This is a genomic window from Psychrobacter sp. APC 3281, from assembly GCF_030407815.1.
In the GTDB taxonomy this organism is placed as follows: Bacteria; Pseudomonadota; Gammaproteobacteria; order Pseudomonadales; family Moraxellaceae; genus Psychrobacter.
On the sequence record NZ_JASDCS010000006.1, the window covers coordinates 304,968 to 324,657 of the forward strand.

The following is a 19,690-nucleotide window of genomic DNA, read 5'->3' on the forward strand; positions in this document are numbered from 1 at the left end:
GATAAGTTATGCATAAGTTAATGATTGTTGATGATTCAAATATTATTAGAAACCGTATTCAGCGCGCATACGATTCAGGAAAGTTCATGTTGGTTGCGACAGCGACTAGCGGTGTTCAAGCTATCGAAAAGTTCAATGTCCATCGTCCTGATGTAATCACCATGGACCTAACCATGCCACAAATGGATGGGCTAGAATGCATTGAAAAAATCATAGCGATTGATCCTGAAGTACGCATTTTAGTGGTATCAGCGTTATCGGACAAAGCCACCGGCATCGAAGCATTGTCACTAGGTGCCAGCGGGTTTTTGTGCAAACCTTTTTCGGAAGAGGAGCTTGTAGAGTCTTTGTATGAGCTGATGCAAGACTAATACCATTCATCGACCAAAGCAGATGTCATTATGAAAGAGCAAAAGCTACAGATTTTTTTAAGTATTATTAGTAATTATTTTGACCAGTTTGGGGGAGAAGAGCTAATTGCTGATACCCCTTACTTACTAGAAAACAAACAGCCAAAAGTCCACGATTATACGGGCGTGATTGGTATATCTGGTGGCCAAAAAGGAGTGGTATATTTTTCGGCGACGCGTGACTTGCTGTCTTCAATATTAGACAGCATGGGCGAAACCGATAAAAGTGAAGAGAACTATGTAGACCTGGCTGGGGAAGTGGCCAATACCATCGCAGGCAATGCACGCAAAGAGTTTGGCTCAGAATTCCATATCTCTGTACCATTTGTGTTCAAAGGTGCACCGCAAAGTATTGTATTGCCGAACGATGAGCGTTCTTTTATCATCCCCATCACTTGGCATTCTCAAGTAGGCGAGATTGTGGTTTGTTTGCAAGATTAATGCTGCCACGTAATACAGATGGATATTAATATATTATGGTTAAAGTAGAAAAATTGGGTGTATTTCTAAGCTCGATCAATGCGTTTTTTGCGCAAATCGATGGCTCAGAAGTGTCAATTGATACCCCTTACTTGAACAACAAAAGCGCGATTGGCTTTGATTATAGCGGTGTCATTAAGATATCAGGGCCTTTGGAAGGCTGCGTCTATGTCAGTGCACCAAGCGTGATGTTGCGAGAAGTCATCAAAGTGATGGGCGAGCCTGACTCTTCAATTACTATGATGAAAGATTTATTGGGTGAAATGGCCAATACAATCTCAGGTAATGCTCGGACAGAGTTTGGTTCAGAGTTTATTATCTCTCCGCCGCACATTGTGGAGAGTGCGCCAAGCGTGTCTTATTTGCCTAAAGATCGTCAAAGCTATATCACACCATTTACGTGGCGTGGTTACAAGGCGGTCATTGGTATTTGCATTGCATAAATTATAGTCAATCCTCTGTAAACGAGTGATAACTATAAAAGAGTGACGGCGGTAACCCTGCTTGAAAAATAGCTATTAAAAAGACAATCATGAAAAAAGCGATGCAAATGTGTCGCTTTTTTTGTTTTATTATCGCCATATTTTGTTTTTATCTTATTGATACGCTACAAACAAACTGCTGGAGATTCCAAGACGTTATGTGATAAAATACAGCGCAGCTATTTTTTATAATTCACTTTATAGTTTAGATTTAGGCATTTGCTTCGATCTAGCGATAGCTTCTTTTTTTAAACCAACCAATGACACACACATCATGGCAAAAAATTGCTGGGTGTTTGGCGACTTGATTAATTTGTGATCTGTTAGTGCTTTACTAATGAAAACTAACTGGTAGCAGATGCGTGTCGCTAAATAGGCTGTTTTTGTGATGTGGAGGCATAACCCAACCAATAGGATATATTCTCATGGCTACAAAGAATCCAACCAAAATCGAAATGCGCGACTTACTACAAGCAGGCGCTCACTTTGGTCACCAAACACGTTTTTGGAACCCAAAAATGGGTCCATACATCTTTGGCGCACGTAACAAAATCCATATCATCAACTTAGAGCACACTGTAAAAGCGTTCAACGAAGCGTTGACTTACGTAAACGGCCTAGCTGCTAAGAAAAACAAAGTATTATTTGTTGGTACTAAACGCGCTGCAAGCGGTATCGTACGTGAGCAAGCAGCTCGCGCTGGTATGCCATACGTTGACCATCGCTGGTTAGGTGGTATGTTGACTAACTGGAAAACTCTACGTCAGTCAATCAACCGTCTAAAAGAGCTAGAAAAGCAAGCAGAAGACGGTACTTTCGCTAAGCTAACTAAGCGTGAAGCGCTAGAGCGTACTCGCGATATGGAAAAACTTGAGCGTTCACTAGGTGGTATCAAAGACATGGGCGGCCTACCTGACGCTATCTTCGTAGTAGACGTAGATCACGAAGCTATCGCTATCAAAGAAGCCAAAAACCTGGGTATCCCAGTTATCGGTATCGTTGATACTAACTCTAGCCCAGACAACGTTGACTACATCATCCCAGCTAACGATGATGCTATCCGTGCTGTGACTTTGTACGTAACTTCTATGGCTGATGCTATCATCGCTGGTAAAGAATACGCACAAACTCAAGCTGGTGGTAAAGCTGAGCAAGCACCTGCTGCAACTGAAGAAGCGCCAGCTGCAGAAGAAGCTGCTGCAACTCCAGCAGAATAAGTAGCTGACTTAAAAAGTTTAACTTTGTAAGGATGCCTTGATAGTGTATTTATCAGCATTCATATAATGTTTTGAACAGCGTATAAGCTCATAATAGGCATGATGTAGTTTTACTCGTCATGCCTTGTTATTGAATAAAACCTTATTAATATGCCATTCGTAGAGCGAGCAGCTATCGGGCGAGTATTATCGCTCCTACTAGTCATATCGCTATATTATAGAGATGTTATTTGTTTGACATCATCTATGGCTATATTAGTAATCGTTCAGAACGAGCTGTCTGCTAGATTTTAAGTAAGACTAAGATATCGAATAGAAATACAGCATTTAGAAATACAGCACTCCTATACATAACTATACTAAGGTGACTCTTATGACAGAAGTAAAAGTATCTGCCAAAATGGTAAAAGAATTGCGTGACCGTACTGGTCTTGGCATGATGGAATGTAAAAAAGCGTTAGAAGAATCAAACGGTGATGTTGAAGTTGCCATTGATAACCTACGTAAATCTGGTCAAGCTAAAGCAGCTAAAAAAGCGGGTAACATCGCAGCTGACGGCGCTATCATCATCGCTCAAGGCGAAAACAAAGCATTCTTGTTAGAAGTTAACTGCCAGACTGATTTCGTTGCAAAAGATGACAGCTTCACTGCATTTGCAGAAAAAGTTGCTAACCTTGCACTAGAAAACAACGTAACTGACGTTGCTGCTATCTCTGAATTGTCTTATGGCGAAGGTCAGACTGTTGAAGAAGCACGTGTATCTCTAGTACAAAAAATCGGTGAAAATATCCAGATTCGCCGTGTTGAAACACTTGAAGGTGCTAACATCGCTGCATACCGTCATGGTCTACGTATCGGTGTAGTTGTATCTTTTGAAGGCGGCGACGCTGACACTGGTAAAAACCTTGCTATGCATATCGCTGCATTTAACCCTGTTGCTGTAGATGACGAAGATGTTGCTGCTGACGTATTGGCACGCGAAAAAGACATCATCGAAGCAAAAGCTCGTGAGTCTGGCAAGCCTGACAACATCGTTGAAAAAATGATCGAAGGTGGCCTACGTAAGTACCTAGACGAAGTAACTTTACTACGTCAGCCATACGTTATGGACAACGACAAGAAAGTTGGTGAAGTCCTAAAAGCTGAAGGCGTAAAAGTACTTGGCTTCAAACGTCTAGAAGTTGGTGAAGGCATCGAGAAGAAGCAAGAAGACTTCGCTGCTGAAGTTGCTGCAACTCAGGCCGCTAACAAGTAAGTATCAAATAGTGTTGGAATAGGCTGTGAGTCCTTAATTGTGGCTCATAGTTTGGCTTTATTACTCTTAATGCATCAAGATATAAAGCATCCAAACATAAAAAAGCCCATTAATTCGTTAATGGGCTTTTTTATGCCTGACTTTTAGATAATTGGCTTAGCGTAAAGCCGCATAGGCTGAGTTGGCATAGCTGGCACTATTCACATTGCTGCTAGTGCCATAACTGACATTTTGTAAGCCATTACTTGTACTGGTGCTACTGGTTTGATTGTTAGCACTGATACTCGCACCAAACAGTCCTGTATCGTTCTTATACAAGCTATGATAACGGCTCATCACTCTTTGAACATAGTTACGTGTTTCTTTGAACGGAGGGATGCCACCGTATTTATCGACATTGCCTTCACCTGCATTGTAGCCTGCGACAGCATGTTCGACATTATTGTTGAAGCGGCGCATGAGCCACGCGATATATTTGGCTGATCCTTCGATATTATCTGCAGGGTTCCAAGGATTGCTGACATTGAAACGGCGCGCAGTCGCTGGCATTAACTGCATAAGGCCTTGTGCACCCACTGGTGAGCGTGCGTTTGGATTAAAAGCTGATTCGGTATGCATCATCGCTTTCATAAGGGCAGGGTCCACACCGTTGCGCTCAGCGGACGCACGAATGTAGCTGTCGTAAGAGTTGCGACTTCCGCTATTGCTAGCGGCACTGCTACCATAGCTATCGCTGCTTCCGTCATACATCTTGGAGTCTTTATAATAAGTGACTTTTACTTTTTTCGTAAACTTATCAAAATTTCCACTAGGATTGACATTGGTCAACAGTACTTGCCCACCTTTGTCTTTGTAGATATACATGTTGCCTGCATTGGCAGCGACAGAAAAGGTCGAAAGAGCAATTGCACTTAGTAAAAGGGGGGATAAGCAGCGAGTCATCAAAGTAGCCGTATTTATCATAGTAAAATCACTTTTTATCGAATAACAGCAAATTATTTTGCCTACATATGCATTGATTTAGGCGCTTAAGCGGTTACTGATTTTGCTGAATTATTTAGCTCACTGTGAGGACAGCAGCTTAGCAATTATCACTTTCAATAAGGAACCACTTGCAATAGATACAAAAAATAATAGTTGCTTACTATAACATATAATAACTTTTTGGCGCATCAGATTGACAAACTAAGTTGTAAAATCAGATTTCTATTATTAAATAATCTTAGAGAAATCAATATACTAAATTTTCTAAGTGACTTAATGAGCCATTTGTAGTCGGTTTTTTCGTTTATGAATTCAGATAAATAAAGTGTCTCAATTTTTTAAGAAATAATAATGACATTTGAATAGTCGAGGTGATTTTCAATCTTAAATTGACAGTAGATAAGCCTATTAATGGTTAGGTTTTTAAAAATATAAGAGTAGTTTAGGTAGACTTTCAGTGATGACTAGATACCAATAGCGCTGATAAAGATAGGCACCCAAACCGCAGTAACCAACCCGTTCACTGCTAAGCCAAATGCAGCGTAACGTCCTGCTGTGTGACTGATTTGCCATGCCTCTACAGTACCAAATGCGTGGGCCGCTAACCCCAGTGCTAGGCCTTTGGCACGGTCATCATTGATACCGCGGAACAAAAAGCGCGCGACCGTACCACCTATCAGACCTGAGACGATGATAATTAGGTTAGCCATTGCCAATGGTGCTTTGATTAAATCTGCGACACTCAAGCCAATCGGCGTAGTCACAGAACGGGTAGCGAAAGCCAATAGGGTCTCATGACTGAGCGAAAATAAGTAAGCCAACGACATGGGCAGTAATGCACCAACGACGCTAGCAATAGCGACAATTAGAGTGAGTTTTTTGACTGGTAAGCCTTTAAAGTTCATCGCCGCTAATGGCACAGCCAAGAGTACTGTCACATATCCCAACAGATGGTCAAATACAGGTTTTGCCGCGCTGTAATAGTTGTTGTAATCCCACTGCAGTACAAATAGGAAAACAAGTACTAGGACAAGTGCGGTAATGACCATCGGTAACCATGATAATTTACGTGCCAATACACGTGCAATTACGTGTGCTGCTAATGTCAATAATATTGCGGCTAGGGTTGCCATAAATACGCTGTCAAAAGTCATAATATCTCTCCGCAGCTCACGGCTGTCCCTTTTGCTCAGTGGTAGTCGTACTATCAGTGTTTGCAGCGTGGTTGAGCCAGCGGTTGGCCAGTAATGCCAGTCCCCACAGTGGTATGAGCGTACTAATAATCATCGTTATCATCACACCCAGTAGCTCATCTCCTAGAGCAAATAGCAACAGGCCTGCACCAGCAGAAACTGGTAAAAAGGCAAAACCACTATCGACTAGTAACGTATTACTGGCCTGTGTGAGCCAGCTCGGTAATCCCTTGAGCAATCGCCACGCCATCAAAATAACAAACATCGCAACTAAGCCGACAATATTGGCCGCTTTTTCGATGCCTGCCATTTGACAGAGAACAACCGCCGTTTCTCGAACAACGATGACCATGGTCAACGTTAGAATTAACGCAAGCCATAGTGGGAGATGGGGAGAGTGAGCAGGCTTCATAAGCAATTCTGGCCAAGTCAGATATAAATGGATGGTGTACAAAACAAAATGCGTGATCGCACCAAGAACACAACGTAGAAAATGATGCTATGCATACTGATAGTAGCAATGATTCACTTTTAAAGTATTAACGCTATCTATCAATATTTGTTGAATGTATAACAGGCGATTATATAGAGAGTGAGGCAACTAATAAAGCCTATGCACCGTGACTCGTCATATCCAAAAAAAATAGACGATATCACTGGATATCGTCTATTCTATTTTAACGTAATATATAAGGGTCTGTGGGCTAAAAGTATGAATCAAATGCTCATTCAATTACTGCCGCAAATGATTCACTTTCATAATAGTTGTTATTTTACAGGAACAACGATTATTTTTCTGAATCAGCTGTTTCTGAGTGTAATGCATCAAACTCGTCAAACGCTTTTTCTTCAGCCTCTGTCATGGTTGGCTCTTCAACGTCATCAACTTTTTCAAACTCTTCGAGTACCGGCATCAGCAGTGTTGCTTGTGCAAGCGGCAACACATCGATAGGTTTCAAGTTTGCTTGACCCAGTAGCTGTCTTAGACGGTCACTTGGCAACCGAATCGTCAGACATTCACGACCTGTATCGTCATAGCTTTCTTCTTCAATAACACCCAGTTCATATAGAGTGTTTTTGAACTGTCCAGCATCATACGGCAAGGTCAAATCAAACGTCGTCAGTTTACCTGTCAACAGTTGCTGTACGGCAAGCGTTAGCTCTTCCATACCGAGATTCTGTCTAGAAGAGACATAGACGCGGTTTGGCTGACCTTCGCTAGCATAGCCGATATGTGCAGGCTCATCAGTCAGATCAATCTTGTTGTAGACATTGAGCACAGGTACGTCGTTATCGATTTCTGCCAATACTTCTTTGACCGCTTGAATCTGCTCGTGCATGTCCTCGCTAGAGGAGTCAATGACGTGCAATAACAAGTCTGCTTCTAACGTTTCTTCTAGGGTTGCATGAAAAGACTCAACCAGCTCATGCGGCAGATGACGAACGAAACCAACTGTATCGACCAAGACGACACGACCAACTCCCTGCCAGTCTAAACGGCGTAGAGTAGGGTCTAGCGTCGCAAATAGCTTATCAGCAGCGTAGATGTTTTCATCGACCAAACGGTTGAACAAAGTAGATTTACCCGCATTGGTGTAGCCGACCAGTGAGATGGTCGGTACATCAGATTTTTGGCGACGGGCACGACCTTGCGCACGGGTCTGACGGACTTTTTCTAGTTTGCTCTTTAGCTGATTGACACGAGTCTGCAATAGACGACGATCGGTCTCAAGCTGAGTCTCACCCGGTCCACGTAAACCAATACCACCTTTTTGACGTTCCAAATGCGTCCAACCACGTACCAAACGCGTTGATAGATGGTTAAGCTGAGCCAGCTCTACTTGTAACTTACCCTCATAGGTACGGGCACGCTGCGCAAAAATATCCAAAATTAAACCAGTACGATCCAACACGCGGCACTTCACTAACGCTTCGATATTACGCTCTTGTGATGGCGACAAGCTGTGGTTAAACAGTACGATATCGGCTTCGTGTTCGCGCACTAGTTCTGCGATTTCTTCTGCTTTTCCGCTACCAACGAAGTATTTGGCATCAGGGCGTGAGCGTGATCCAGTGACTAATGCCAAACGATCGGCACCTGCTGAATCAGCCAACAGCTCAAATTCACTAAGATCATCAGGATCTTGAATTTGGCGGATGTCTAAATGTACTAAAATGGCGCGTTCGCCACCTTCATGTCTTTCAAAATAATCCAAAGAGTATCACCTATTTAATAAAGTAAATGTCTCGCTATAATCAGCTCAATAAGCTTCAACGTAGCGTTCATATGATTATCTATATATGGTCTTATCACTTGATATTAAAGCGTATTAGCATAATTAGCGATGGTTTTATGTTACAGCGTTTGCTGCGGATAATTTTTTATAAATCTGCTTTATTACCCGTTTGTATAAAAGTCAGCACTCACTGAGTGAACAAGCTATCACTGAGTGTGCGAACTTTGTTATACTGGGCTCGTTTTTTGACTATTAAACACCCGTTATTTAATCATGAGGGCGAAGATGAGCCAAGCTAAATCAAGCTTTTCACTCAGACGACAGTTGAGCCGAGGCCGTCAGGTTGCTGGTATGACTACGACTATGGTCGGCGGCATACGCGCGGCGAAGCGTATCGGTGCCTTTAAGCAGCCACCACGCGAAACCCTACCACGTTATATCCAGACATTCTGCCGCAAGATGGCAGGTTCTTTTGGGGTAAAAGTAGTAGAAGTGGAACCTGTAGAGCAGTTCCATGGTTTGTGGGTATCGAATCATGTGTCATGGATGGATATTCCTGTCGTTGGTACTGTGAGCCCAGCGTTCTTTTTATCAAAGGCTGAAATCGGTGAATGGCCTGTATTTGGCAAACTTGCTCATGCCGCAGGGACGCTTTTCATTGAGCGTGGTTCCGGTGATGCAAGCTCAGTATCGGCGCAGATTGCTGACTTTTTAGCCAAAGGTTTTTCGATTATTTTCTTCCCTGAGGCGACCACTACCAGTGGTAAAAAAGTAAAGCGCATCCATGGAACATTGCTGCAAGCAGCCATTGATGCTGATGTGCCTATCAGACCGATCATCATCGCTTATGTCAATAAAGACGGCACACTAAGCGACGCATTGCCATACTATGGTAAGCTGACAATGAAAGAAAGCATGAAAAAAGTGCTCGATAGCAAAAACGTGACCGCTTACGTATTGCCACTCGCGCCTATAGATCCAGAGGGTCGTAACAAGAGTGAGCTGACCAATTTATTGCAAGCACGCATGAACGAAGGATTGGCTGAGCTACATTCAAGAGTTCTTAGCGCACCAGTTGAAGACTGATTATCTACAATTGAGCTAATTAGAGTTAAGCTAGTGTAGCTAATCTCAGCCAGACAACAAAAGGGAGCAAATCGAAACGATTTGCGCCCTTTTTTTTGGCAGATTTAATAGAGCACGCATACTTTCATTTATTCAGCAGGCTCTATTAAGCTTTACTCTCTGTAAAAGACCAACTATGGCGATGGATTAGGCTGCTGTGTGTGCACCGCTTCAATCGCTTCTAATACATCTGTTGTTAGCTCCACATTGACACTGTCTATGTTTGATTTGAGTTGCTCGGTCGTCGTTGCCCCAATAATGCTACTGGTGACAAAGTGACGAGAGTTTACAAAAGCCAATGACATCTGCGCCATGTCCAAACCTGCATCAGCAGCTATCTTGGCATATTGTTCAGTGGCTGATTTGGCCTGCTCATTTACATAACGACCGAAACGATCATACATGGTCAGACGTGCGCCAGTAGGACGTTTACCATCAAGGTATTTGCCAGACAATACACCAAAACCAAGCGGAGAATACGCAAGTAGACCAACGTTTTCACGATGGGCTATCTCAGCCATACCAACCTCATATAAGCGGTTCAATAGGCTATATGGGTTTTGCACGGTAAGTGGTGGAATTAGGCCATTCTTATCTGCTTCCCATAGATAGCGCATCAGTCCCCACGCGGTATCATTCGATAGACCATAAGCACGAATACGACCTTTTTTGATCTCATCATTTAAGGCCTGAATAGTCTCTAAAAATGGGGTTAAATCGTCTAATGACTGTGCCGCCATCTCTTCATCATAGCCGCGCTGACCAAAGAAGTTGGCTTGACGCTCTGGCCAATGCAGCTGATAGATATCAATATAGTCTGTCTGTAGACGTTCCAAATTACCATCGATAGCGCTGCTGATATGCTCGGCGTTAAAGCGCGTTTGTCCATCACGCAAAAAGTTCATTGGTGATATTTTGCTGGCAAGAATGACTTTGTCACGTTGTTTGGTCTTGTTAAACCAAGTGCCCATAAAGCGTTCAGTATCGCCTTGTTTGTCTTTATCTGGTGGTGACGGGTACATCTCGGCGGTATCCCAAAAGTTCACACCTTCACTGAGTGCCATGTCCATTTGCTCATGTGCTTCGGACTCAGTATTTTGCTGTCCCCATGTCATCGTGCCTAGACAGATTTTAGATACTTTTTCATCGAGTTGCGGTAACGTTTGATACTGCATATAAGTCTCCCTTTTGACTGTTTTTTATCAATATTTATTTTTAGATGAGTTGTATTTATTGATGTTTACATCAATTTGATACCAGTGACACCGGGTGGTGTGACTTTAAAGATTTTCACTTTGAATAATACGTCTTGTCCTGCCAATGGGTGGTTAAAGTCTACTTCGACTTGGTCATCATCGATGGCACTGATCGTACCGGGCAGCGTGTTTTTACCTTTGTCTTCGAACTCAACCATCATGCCAATCTCTGGATTGTCAGCGACTAGCGCAAACTGAGTACGGCTAAAATGTTGGATGTTTTCAGGATTCCACTCACCAAAAGCTTGCTCTGGCTCAAGGTGTGCGGTACGAGTATCACCGGCGCGTAGATTCATTAGTACCTGCTCAAAACCAGGTAACAAGCTTTCATCACCAATGGTCAAAGACACAGGTGAATCACGATTAAAAGTTGAGTCGATGATGGTGCCGTTCTCTAGTGAAACTTCAAAGTGCAACTTCACAAGGCTACCATGAGCGATACGAGTGTCTTCGTTTGGGTTAATAAATTGAGATTGAGTCATAATAAAAAGCCATCGGTTGCTAGAATAAAAGAATAGAAAATAATGCGTTTGATTACAGTGTTTTTAATTGCAGTATTATAGTGTAAGAAATAATAAGCCATCTAAGGCCAGATGTAAGCGTCAATAATGTAACGCAGATGGTGTACTATAATTGGCAATTCTAAAAGATATGAGGTGTCGGTAGTGAATAAACAACAAGGCACTGTCAAAAAATGGCAGGATGATAAAGGGTTTGGCTTTATTGAAAATGAAGCGGGCGAGTCTGTCTTCTTTCATGTGAGTGAGTTTAAGGCTCAGCGCCGTCCTAATATCGGTGAGGCAGTGGTCTTTAGCATTGGACAGGATGCAGAAGGGCGCAGGCAGGCCAAACAAGTACAAGAGCTTGGGTTTGTACAGCAAAAGATAGTACAAAAAAATCAGCAGATCCGTCAGCGCAATCAGAAACGTAGCCATCAGGCAGAGTTTGAAGCGGGTCAAAAAAAACGCTCGTTTCTTGGACTGGCTTTTTATGGTGTCTTAGTTTTATTAGCAGCGACAGATAAACTGAGCTGGCTAGTGGTCGGCTGGTACGTCTTGCTAGGGATTATTACTTATGGCATGTATGCCAAAGACAAAGCTGCTGCGCAAAGTGGCGACTGGCGTACGCCTGAGTCTACACTGCATATACTAAGCGCGCTTGGCGGTTGGGTAGGTGCGCTATTGGCTCAAACGTATCTGCGTCACAAATCACAAAAACCCGAGTTTCGAGTTACTTATTATTTGACGGTTGTCGTCAATATGGCAGGGTTGTTGTTTTTATTGGCAGATGGTGGCTTAGAGACTTTGACTGATTTACTATCAGAGTTGCTATAAATAATAGCATTCACGATTAGCAGTATTGCTACGTGTATGACGAAAGCACTAAAACGATCGACAAAAAAAGGTGGGTTACGACTGCGTAACCCACCTTTTTTATTTATCAATTAAATTAAGATCTCTAGCTACATACAGTTACGACCGCGGCATTTCACGCTTTTTTTCCAAAAACAGCATATCGATGACAATCAATAATACACCGATAGAAATACCAATATCCGCGATATTAAAAATCGGATAATGCCAAACATCAGCATAATGCACATGGATAAAATCAATCACATGACCATGTAATAAGCGGTCGATTAAATTACCAACTGCACCGCCTAATACTAAGGCTAGACCGAAAGATAACAGTGTGGCTTTGCGTGGTGCTTTAATCAGATAGATGATTAGAAATAGCGACATTAGTAAAGCCAGTCCTGAAAAAAACCACTTCTGCCAACCACCCGCGTCCGCCAAGAAGCTAAAGGCCGCGCCATAGTTATAAGCCAATGTCCAATTGAGGAATGGCTCAATCACTGGCACTGGATCATGAAAGGTCAGCTTAGTTTCTGCCAACCATTTGGTCCACTGATCGATAATGACGATAACCAATGCCAATATATACCATACAAAAGCACGACTACCATTGGGCACCAGCTTTGGTGTCCTATTTGTTGACTTGGTCAGGCGACTTCTAGGTGTAGTCGAGCTACCCGTAGTTGCATGAGCAGGCTTAGGCGAATGGTCAACCTTCACCTGCGGCGACTGGTCATGCTGGCTTTCAGGTGAGTCTGTTGGGTTAGGCATAGTGACGTACCTCACCATCGCCACTGACATTGGTCACGCAGCGCGCGCATAGCTCAGGGTGTGCGCTATCTGTACCGATGTCATCACGAATGTGCCAGCAGCGTACGCACTTAGTACCAGTAGCCGCACTTACTTGTACCACTAAATCGACAGCCTCTTCGGTATTGGTGTCGGTCGCTTCTTTTGTCTGTGCGATGCTATCAGCAGGCGCTTCGCTCATTGGCTTCAATGCAGCGTTGCTAGTAATTAGTACAAAACGTAGCTCTTCATCAAGCTTGGCTAAGCTCTCATACATTGGACCGTCAGCGTATAGACTCACGTCGGCAGACAAGTTGGCATTGATGATTTTTTCGCCACGTGCAGTTTCGATATGTTTGTTTACCATGTCTTTTGCGAACATAATACGCTGCCAGTCATCGTTGCTGATAGCACTTAGCTCAAACGCTGGGAACTCATACCACTCTTGAGTGAATACATAGCCGCCTTTATCCGCATCACGTTGGTTCAGCACTTCCCAAGCCTCTTGCGCCGTGAATGACAAGATTGGTGTAATCCAGCGAATCAATGCATGAGTGATATGGTAGATAGCCGTCTGCGCAGAACGACGAGGCTGACCATCTGCCTGCGTGGTGTATTGGCGATCCTTGATAATATCTAGATAGAAGCTACCCAAGTCTTGCGAGCAAAACGCTGTCACGTGCTGAGTGACTTGGTGAAAGTCCATCGCATCGTAAGCGCTAATGATTTGAGCTTGTACGGTTTGTGCGCGCTCAATGATGAATTTATCAAGGCTAACCAATTCATTGATATCAATGCTATCAGTCGCTGGATCAAAGTCATCGGTATTGGCAAGCAAGAAACGTAGCGTATTACGGATACGGCGATACATATCGATCGCACCTTTAAAGACCGTCTTACCTGCGCTCATCTCATAACGGTAATCGCTAGACGCAATCCACAGACGCAGCATGTCAGCGCCTGTTTTATTAATCTCTTCTTGCGGCGTGATGATATTGCCCAGTGACTTACTCATCTTGCGACCATTTTCATCGACCACAAAACCATGCGTTAATACTTGCTTAAACGGTGGGCGCTCATACATCGCTTCTGACGTTAGCAGTGACGTCTGGAACCAGCCGCGATGTTGGTCAGAGCCTTCTAGATACATATCAGCTGGATTGGTCAATTCATCACGTTGATCAAGTACCGCAAAATGTGTGGTGCCTGAGTCAAACCAAACGTCTAAGGTGTCAGTCGCTTTGTCATAGTCAGCAGCTTCACTGCCTAAGAAGTCTTCACAGCTAGCATCGAACCACGCTTCAACGCCGCCTTCATTGATTTTTTGCGCTGCAGTTTCCATCAGCTCAAGGGTGTTTGGATGCAACTCGCCTGTTTCTTTGTGCGTAAAGAAAGTAATCGGCACGCCCCACGTACGTTGACGTGAGATACACCAGTCAGGGCGACCCGTCATCATGGCTTCGATACGATTTTGTCCCCATGCTGGTGTCCAGTTGACTGTAGGAATATCAGCAAGCGCGCGAGCACGTAGGCCTTTGGTTTCCATATTGATAAACCACTGAGGCGTAGCACGGAAAATGATTGGCGACTTATGACGCCAGCAATGCGGATAGCTGTGCTCAATTTTGGTATGGCTGATTAGATGGCCATTGTCATGTAGTGCAGCGATGATTTTTGGATTGGCTTTATAGATGTGCTCGCCTGCAAATACAGCAGCGCTATCTAAATAAACGCCTGTACCGCTTACTGGGTTTTCCACTGGTAAGTTGTATTTTAAACCAACGATATAATCGTCTAAACCGTGACCAGGTGCAGTATGTACCAGACCAGTACCACTATCAGTAGTCACATGATCGCCCAAGATGAGCGGTACTTGACGGTCTTCAATCAGTGGATGCTGGGCATGTAGGCCTTCAAGCTCGCTGCCTGATACAGTTGCTAGGATGCCGTTATTTTCTAATTTTAGCTCACTCAACGCAGTTTCGATAAGATCCGCTGCGAGTAGTAGGTTGCCTTTTTCGGTAGCAACCACGCTATAGTTATGCTCTGGATGTACTGAGATAGCTTGGTTGGCAGGTAGTGTCCATGGCGTAGTTGTCCAAATAACAGCAGCGATGTTATCTGCGATATCTGCCAATGCGGCTACTTTATCCGTACCGAGCACATCAAAGCTGACATAGATCGCGTCAGAGACTTTGTCTTGATATTCTACTTCTGCTTCTGCTAGGGCAGAGCTACAGTCCAAGCACCAGTTGACTGGCTTCATACCGCGAGTCACATGACCATTGTCATAGATCTTGGCAAGCGCACGCACGATGTTGGCTTCTTGATGAAAGTTCATAGTCAGATAAGGATTGTCCCAATCACCAAACACACCTAGACGCTTGAAGTCTGCTTTTTGCAATTCAATTTGAGTACTCGCATATTCGCGGCATAGACCACGGAATTCGGTAGCAGAAACTTTTTGACCGACTTTACCTACCTTAGCTTCGACTTTTTGTTCGATTGGCAGACCATGACAATCCCAACCAGGGACGTAAGGCGCATCAAATCCTGATAAGGTTTTTGATTTTACAATAATGTCTTTTAGTACTTTATTGACTGCGTGACCCAAGTGAATCTGACCGTTGGCGTATGGAGGGCCATCGTGCAAAATATATTTGGTTGCACCAGCACGCGCCTGACGAATTTTACCGTACACGTCATCCGCTTCCCAAGCAGCTAACCAATCTGGTTCGCGCTTGGCAAGGTTTGCGCGCATCGCAAATGGCGTATCCGCAAGGTTCAGCGTGTCTTTGTAATCTTGGCTTGGTGTGTCAGTGCTTTTATCAGTCATAGAAGGTATCTTTTTAAAAGGTAGGTTTGTGTGTCGGTTCAAAACCGGATACAAGGCTCGATGTTCAATGTAGTTCAATATATTACTGAGGGTCACGCGGTATTGATAATGCTTAATTACTAATAGTAAGTATATTGCTCATCATAGTCGGTTTATCAACCATCATGTCAATAAATACCCATTGTCGCTCATTAGTCCGTAAATAGTTACGTCAATAATAAATGGTAACGAGACGATTGCAACATAAAATATGCCAGTAAAAATAATTCAAAAAAATATTTAGATCGGCAGCTATTATATGACAAAAAGGGTAGGGTAAAAAGAGCTGTGCGAGGTTGGCCCAATTTTGTCCAATATCAATTGTTTATCTGCGTCATATATCATTGGTGAAGACACAGCTATAGGCCTTTTACATAATGATTTATTGAAACATAAAGTACGGCTCAACTGCTAAAAAACAGATGCTAACCATAAGCGCAGTTTCAATGACCATAATGGCTGAATCCCTGTTAGCCCTTGTGTCATCTCGCCATTCTCTAATACCAAATAGGACGGTGTGACTTGTCCTTGCCAATCCGCAAAGATATCGCCTTGTTGATCATTTATCGTAGTGAAATCAAACTGATGCTGATCGAGGTAGCTGCGTAGCTCTTGATTTGAGCCGGACTGTACAGCAACAGTGACAACGGGATAGTTATCTGCTGCTAGTTTATTGATGGTTGGCGAAGTAAAACTACAGACTGAACACCACGTACCCCAAAAGTATACCAGCGTAGGCCGATCGTGACTCATCGCTGCTAGGTCGATACTTTGCCCTTGGTAATCGGTCAGTTGCAATTGAGGGTTGGCAGGCATAATAGGCTGTCGCCACCAATTGACCACGCTATAGATCACGACAAACATGAGACCATATAACATTATCGTTTTAAGTATCGAAATGATCTTTCGCTTCGGCTGCTTCTTTGGCTTTACTTCTGTTTGCTCAATATCGGTCGTCATGACATCCGCTTTTTAGTTTGCATATTGTTTTCAGTTATTTTCAAATGATGGCTCATCGTCACTGCTTATCTTATCGTGATTGCCTATATGATCATTGCACAAAGAGTAGACAGTAGATAAAAATAAACGGCTGAAAATCAGCCGTGTTATTTATAAAGTCTACTATAAGTGTGCGACGTCAACCGACCATAACTAACTACAATTAACTACGGCTTTTGTGCTCGGTTTTGTAATGGATCGCCAATCAGTACGCTGCCTGAATTTTCACGGTGCTGCTCGTCGGTCAACTTGCTCGCAGGCACTTTGGCCTTGCGCTTCCACTTTAAGCTGAACAAATCATCACGGCGGTCAATCAGGTTATGTACGGAGCCTTCGTGACGAACGTGAGTCAGCTTGTCCAAGTTTACATCAGAGAAGAACACCATCTCCGTGTTGGCAGTGGTCTCTGCCATAATCGCATCATGCGGGAACGCAAAGTCTGACGGTGAAAAAATCGACGACTGAGCGTACTGAATATCCAAACTCTCAACTTGCGGCAAATTGCCCACTGAACCACAAATCATCACATAGCATTCGTTTTCGATAGCACGGGCTTGTGCGCAATGACGGACACGTAGATAGCCGTTTTTGGTGTCAGTCCAGAAAGGCACAAACAAGATATCCATGTCATCAAGTGCCATTAGACGTGCAAGCTCAGGGAACTCAACATCGTAGCAGACCAAGATACCGATACGACCCGCATCTGTGTCGAATACTTTGACTTCATCGCCGCCTTCGATTACCCAAGCGCTGCGCTCATGCGGAGTAATATGAATTTTGCGTTGCTCTTCAACCGTACCATCGCGGCGGCACAGATAGCTGACGTTGTATAAGGTATCGTCTTCGTCCAGTAACGGCATCGAACCGGTAATGACGTTGACATTATAACTGACGGCTAAATGCGAGATTTCATTTTTGAACCACTCGGTATAACCCGCCAAAAATCGAATGGCAATATTTTGATCGGTTTCTTCGCATAGACCCATCAATGGTGCATTGAAAAACTCAGGTAAGCAGGCAAAGTCTGAGTTGTAGTCAGCCATGATATCGACAAAAAACTCAACCTGTTGCAATAGCTCCTCAGGTGATTCGACTTCACGCATCTGCCACTGAATACCACCAATACGCACTTCAGACTTGCGAGTATTAGGCTTATAGTCTTTAGGCTCATAGTAAATGTTTGCCCACTCAAGCAAGGTCGCAAAGCCTTTTGACTGTTTATCGTCTGGCAGATAAGCGGTCAAAATACGCTTAACGATAAAGCCATTAGACAGCTGGAACGACAAAGCTGAATCGTGAATTTCACGGCTTTCAACGGCATCAATATATTCGCCTGGAGTCAGATCTTTATGGTTATGATAGTTAGGTATACGTCCGCCAGCTAAAATAGCGCGGAAGTTCAACTGTCGGCATAGCTCCTTGCGTGCATCATACAGACGACGACCGAGGCGGTAGCCACGATAATCAGGGTCGATGAGCGCATCTAAACCATAAATGGCATCACCTTCTGGGTTGTCTCTGATGATTTCTTTTTGCCCAATCAAATCGTCATAGGTATGCGGGTTCGAAAACTTGGTATAGTCAACGCGCATAGAGAGCACGATACCAATCAGCTGATCATGATCAAACAAAGCAATTTGACCTTCCGGGAACGCGTCAATCAAAGTATGAATGGTTGTCTTTGACCATGCGCCACCCAAGTTTACATAGACACGATCCATCAAAGCCTTTAATTGTGGATAATCTTTTTTCTTAATCTCAGCAATCGTGAGGTGAAAGTCATCTAGTTTTTCCATCTTACTCATAAGTTTCCTGTTTTAAATAGCTATTGAATGTAGTGGTATCAAATAATGGGGTCATAGCACATTGATGTGCCGATTTTTGTGCAAAAAAGTAATAAAAACATTCCAATAGGAAGATATTGTCGTTACAATAATTTATTGCCGTGTTTACAATAGGTTATGTTGATATCTTGGGCCGTTTTACTCACTCTATTTAGTAATGATTTTGGCTAACATAGAGGGTTAAAGGATAGCGAACGCCGCATTCTATATCACTTTATACCTATTAGGTTTGTAAACACCGATAAGCGCATAACTCTGCATCATCATTGTATCTGCGACTGTCTTGCTATTTATTATCTCAATATAGAATCTAAATAATATCTATCAGCACCTTTTGTTTTGCTTGTTATCATAGCAAGCTGTAACGGTAATAACAGTCTCACGTAGTAAATATTTGCTACGTTTTTGTGAGTCAATTTTTTGGTTCAACTCAGGCATAGTATTGTGTTGCTTGTTTCGTTTAGCCGTATCTCACCGGCTTCTTAGGATTATTTTATTATGCCTTTAAATCATACCAATAGAATCATGAAGTGGGATGACATAGATGACTCCGCTCTGGTTCAGTTGGTTTATGTCAGTACGCTGACTCTTGGCTCGCGCTTGAGCACCTCTATTTTTGATGAAGTAGAAGGTCATGCACGTAACTACAATCAGCAGCATAACATCACAGGCACGCTATGCTACGGCAATGGTCACTTCTTGCAATGTATTGAAGGTAAGAAGTCAGACGTATTTGCTCTGCAAGAGCGAATCTTCGTCGATAGTCGTCATAAAAATGTAGAAGTGTTGCTATTACAAGTCATCAATCATCGCAGCTTTGCCGACTGGCGTATGCGCTTGCTGTTTTTAGAGCGTTGGTTATGGTCACCCGCGACCAAAAAACAGGCCGTACAATTATCTCCGTTTTTACCATTTGCGCCGCACGGCTGGTCGTCTGATCGGACTGAACAGTTTTTGCAAATTATCAAAACTTTCGACAGTCCACCTCATATTAAGGCGGCAGGTATTACTTATAATGCATTGGGTAATATGGTGCGTCATATCGCAGCACCGCATCAGGCGTTTCTGATTATTCAAGGGTTTTTGAGCATACTACTGGTCGTTGCACTAATACTGTTATATTTATAGATTGTAGTTTCTGCGAATTATAAACCCAAAAAAAAGACGCTAGCCTCTCGGTTTAGCG

The 19,690-nt window shown here is 43.3% G+C and carries 18 protein-coding genes; 8 read left to right on the forward strand and 10 right to left on the reverse strand.

Annotation, left to right across the window (positions count from 1 at the left end):
- Positions 1–8: 8 nt before the first annotated feature.
- From QL886_RS06770 to tsf, 5 genes are all read left to right on the forward strand, one after another.
- Positions 9–371, forward strand: coding sequence for a response regulator (locus tag QL886_RS06770; protein ID WP_057758425.1), 363 nt, complete (start codon positions 9–11; stop codon positions 369–371).
- Positions 372–401: 30 nt separating this feature from the next.
- Positions 402–851: a chemotaxis protein CheX gene (locus QL886_RS06775; RefSeq protein ID WP_057758427.1), complete on the forward strand. Its 450-nt coding sequence runs from the start codon at positions 402–404 to the stop codon at positions 849–851.
- A 35-nt stretch (positions 852–886) separates the two neighbouring features.
- Positions 887–1,333, forward strand: a complete 447-nt coding sequence (locus tag QL886_RS06780) for a chemotaxis protein CheX (RefSeq protein ID WP_290178105.1) — start codon at positions 887–889, stop codon at positions 1,331–1,333.
- Positions 1,334–1,797: 464 nt separating this feature from the next.
- Positions 1,798–2,589: a 30S ribosomal protein S2 gene (gene rpsB, locus QL886_RS06785; protein WP_057758431.1), complete on the forward strand. Its 792-nt coding sequence runs from the start codon at positions 1,798–1,800 to the stop codon at positions 2,587–2,589.
- A 373-nt stretch (positions 2,590–2,962) separates the two neighbouring features.
- The gene (gene tsf / locus QL886_RS06790) at positions 2,963–3,844 is read left to right on the forward strand and encodes a translation elongation factor Ts (RefSeq protein WP_057758434.1); all 882 of its coding nucleotides are present in this window, start codon (positions 2,963–2,965) and stop codon (positions 3,842–3,844) included.
- A 156-nt stretch (positions 3,845–4,000) separates the two neighbouring features.
- On the opposite strand, the gene QL886_RS06795 is transcribed toward tsf, so the two are convergent.
- From QL886_RS06795 to hflX, 4 genes are all read right to left on the reverse strand, one after another.
- On the reverse strand, positions 4,001–4,807 hold the full coding sequence (locus tag QL886_RS06795; RefSeq protein ID WP_290178106.1) for a lytic transglycosylase domain-containing protein: 807 nt from the start codon (positions 4,805–4,807) through the stop codon (positions 4,001–4,003).
- A 485-nt stretch (positions 4,808–5,292) separates the two neighbouring features.
- Positions 5,293–5,982 carry an LrgB family protein gene (locus QL886_RS06800; protein WP_101204237.1) on the reverse strand — a complete coding sequence of 230 codons (690 nt, stop codon included), beginning with the start codon at positions 5,980–5,982 and terminating at the stop codon, positions 5,293–5,295.
- Positions 5,983–5,998: 16 nt separating this feature from the next.
- Entirely contained in the window at positions 5,999–6,433 is a 435-nt protein-coding gene (locus QL886_RS06805) for a CidA/LrgA family protein (RefSeq protein WP_290178107.1), read from the reverse strand.
- Positions 6,434–6,809: 376 nt separating this feature from the next.
- Complete coding sequence (gene hflX / locus QL886_RS06810; RefSeq protein ID WP_057758442.1) at positions 6,810–8,237, reverse strand: ribosome rescue GTPase HflX; 1,428 nt, start codon at positions 8,235–8,237, stop codon at positions 6,810–6,812.
- A 306-nt stretch (positions 8,238–8,543) separates the two neighbouring features.
- Between hflX and QL886_RS06815 the strand changes: the two genes are divergently transcribed.
- Positions 8,544–9,344: a lysophospholipid acyltransferase family protein gene (locus tag QL886_RS06815; RefSeq protein ID WP_057758444.1), complete on the forward strand. Its 801-nt coding sequence runs from the start codon at positions 8,544–8,546 to the stop codon at positions 9,342–9,344.
- Positions 9,345–9,517: 173 nt separating this feature from the next.
- Here the strand turns inward: QL886_RS06815 and QL886_RS06820 are convergent, their stop codons facing one another.
- Together QL886_RS06820 and QL886_RS06825 are read right to left on the reverse strand one after the other, a co-directional pair.
- Positions 9,518–10,558, reverse strand: a complete 1,041-nt coding sequence (locus QL886_RS06820) for an aldo/keto reductase (protein ID WP_290178108.1) — start codon at positions 10,556–10,558, stop codon at positions 9,518–9,520.
- A 65-nt stretch (positions 10,559–10,623) separates the two neighbouring features.
- Positions 10,624–11,121, reverse strand: coding sequence for a peptidylprolyl isomerase (locus QL886_RS06825; protein WP_290178109.1), 498 nt, complete (start codon positions 11,119–11,121; stop codon positions 10,624–10,626).
- A 183-nt stretch (positions 11,122–11,304) separates the two neighbouring features.
- Here QL886_RS06825 and QL886_RS06830 point away from each other — a divergent pair, with 183 nt between their 5' ends.
- Positions 11,305–11,973: a cold shock and DUF1294 domain-containing protein gene (locus tag QL886_RS06830; protein ID WP_290178110.1), complete on the forward strand. Its 669-nt coding sequence runs from the start codon at positions 11,305–11,307 to the stop codon at positions 11,971–11,973.
- 138 nt (positions 11,974–12,111) lie between these two features.
- On the opposite strand, the gene lspA is transcribed toward QL886_RS06830, so the two are convergent.
- From lspA to QL886_RS06850, 4 genes are all read right to left on the reverse strand, one after another.
- Positions 12,112–12,768 (reverse strand): signal peptidase II, encoded by a 657-nt coding sequence (lspA, locus tag QL886_RS06835; protein WP_290178111.1) that lies wholly within the window; start codon positions 12,766–12,768, stop codon positions 12,112–12,114.
- The gene (gene ileS, locus QL886_RS06840; protein ID WP_290178113.1) at positions 12,761–15,622 is read right to left on the reverse strand and encodes an isoleucine--tRNA ligase; all 2,862 of its coding nucleotides are present in this window, start codon (positions 15,620–15,622) and stop codon (positions 12,761–12,763) included. The genes lspA and ileS overlap by 8 nt, the downstream gene beginning before the upstream one ends.
- 450 nt (positions 15,623–16,072) lie before the next feature.
- Positions 16,073–16,621 (reverse strand): protein disulfide oxidoreductase, encoded by a 549-nt coding sequence (locus QL886_RS06845; RefSeq protein WP_290178114.1) that lies wholly within the window; start codon positions 16,619–16,621, stop codon positions 16,073–16,075.
- A gap of 206 nt (positions 16,622–16,827) precedes the next feature.
- The gene (locus QL886_RS06850; RefSeq protein ID WP_290178115.1) at positions 16,828–18,465 is read right to left on the reverse strand and encodes a carbon-nitrogen hydrolase family protein; all 1,638 of its coding nucleotides are present in this window, start codon (positions 18,463–18,465) and stop codon (positions 16,828–16,830) included.
- A 537-nt stretch (positions 18,466–19,002) separates the two neighbouring features.
- Here QL886_RS06850 and QL886_RS06855 point away from each other — a divergent pair.
- Entirely contained in the window at positions 19,003–19,632 is a 630-nt protein-coding gene (locus tag QL886_RS06855) for a BLUF domain-containing protein (RefSeq protein WP_201568524.1), read from the forward strand.
- The last annotated feature ends 58 nt before the right edge of the window (positions 19,633–19,690 follow it).

Excerpts from the sequence above, each read along its gene's own strand:
- QL886_RS06780 (WP_290178105.1), top strand. The coding sequence starts at position 887 with ATGGTTAAAGTAGAAAAATTGGGTGTATTTCTAAGCTCGATCAATGCG.
- tsf (WP_057758434.1), top strand. The coding sequence starts at position 2,963 with ATGACAGAAGTAAAAGTATCTGCCAAAATGGTAAAAGAATTGCGTGAC.
- QL886_RS06855 (WP_201568524.1), top strand. The coding sequence starts at position 19,003 with ATGCCTTTAAATCATACCAATAGAATCATGAAGTGGGATGACATAGAT.
- ileS (WP_290178113.1), bottom strand. The coding sequence starts at position 15,622 with ATGACTGATAAAAGCACTGACACACCAAGCCAAGATTACAAAGACACG.
- QL886_RS06825 (WP_290178109.1), bottom strand. The coding sequence starts at position 11,121 with ATGACTCAATCTCAATTTATTAACCCAAACGAAGACACTCGTATCGCT.
- QL886_RS06770 (WP_057758425.1), top strand. The coding sequence starts at position 9 with ATGCATAAGTTAATGATTGTTGATGATTCAAATATTATTAGAAACCGT.
- rpsB (WP_057758431.1), top strand. The coding sequence starts at position 1,798 with ATGGCTACAAAGAATCCAACCAAAATCGAAATGCGCGACTTACTACAA.
- QL886_RS06795 (WP_290178106.1), bottom strand. The coding sequence starts at position 4,807 with ATGATAAATACGGCTACTTTGATGACTCGCTGCTTATCCCCCCTTTTA.
- QL886_RS06775 (WP_057758427.1), top strand. The coding sequence starts at position 402 with ATGAAAGAGCAAAAGCTACAGATTTTTTTAAGTATTATTAGTAATTAT.
- QL886_RS06820 (WP_290178108.1), bottom strand. The coding sequence starts at position 10,558 with ATGCAGTATCAAACGTTACCGCAACTCGATGAAAAAGTATCTAAAATC.
- QL886_RS06845 (WP_290178114.1), bottom strand. The coding sequence starts at position 16,621 with ATGACGACCGATATTGAGCAAACAGAAGTAAAGCCAAAGAAGCAGCCG.
- QL886_RS06815 (WP_057758444.1), top strand. The coding sequence starts at position 8,544 with ATGAGCCAAGCTAAATCAAGCTTTTCACTCAGACGACAGTTGAGCCGA.
- lspA (WP_290178111.1), bottom strand. The coding sequence starts at position 12,768 with ATGCCTAACCCAACAGACTCACCTGAAAGCCAGCATGACCAGTCGCCG.
- QL886_RS06805 (WP_290178107.1), bottom strand. The coding sequence starts at position 6,433 with ATGAAGCCTGCTCACTCTCCCCATCTCCCACTATGGCTTGCGTTAATT.
- QL886_RS06800 (WP_101204237.1), bottom strand. The coding sequence starts at position 5,982 with ATGACTTTTGACAGCGTATTTATGGCAACCCTAGCCGCAATATTATTG.
- QL886_RS06850 (WP_290178115.1), bottom strand. The coding sequence starts at position 18,465 with ATGAGTAAGATGGAAAAACTAGATGACTTTCACCTCACGATTGCTGAG.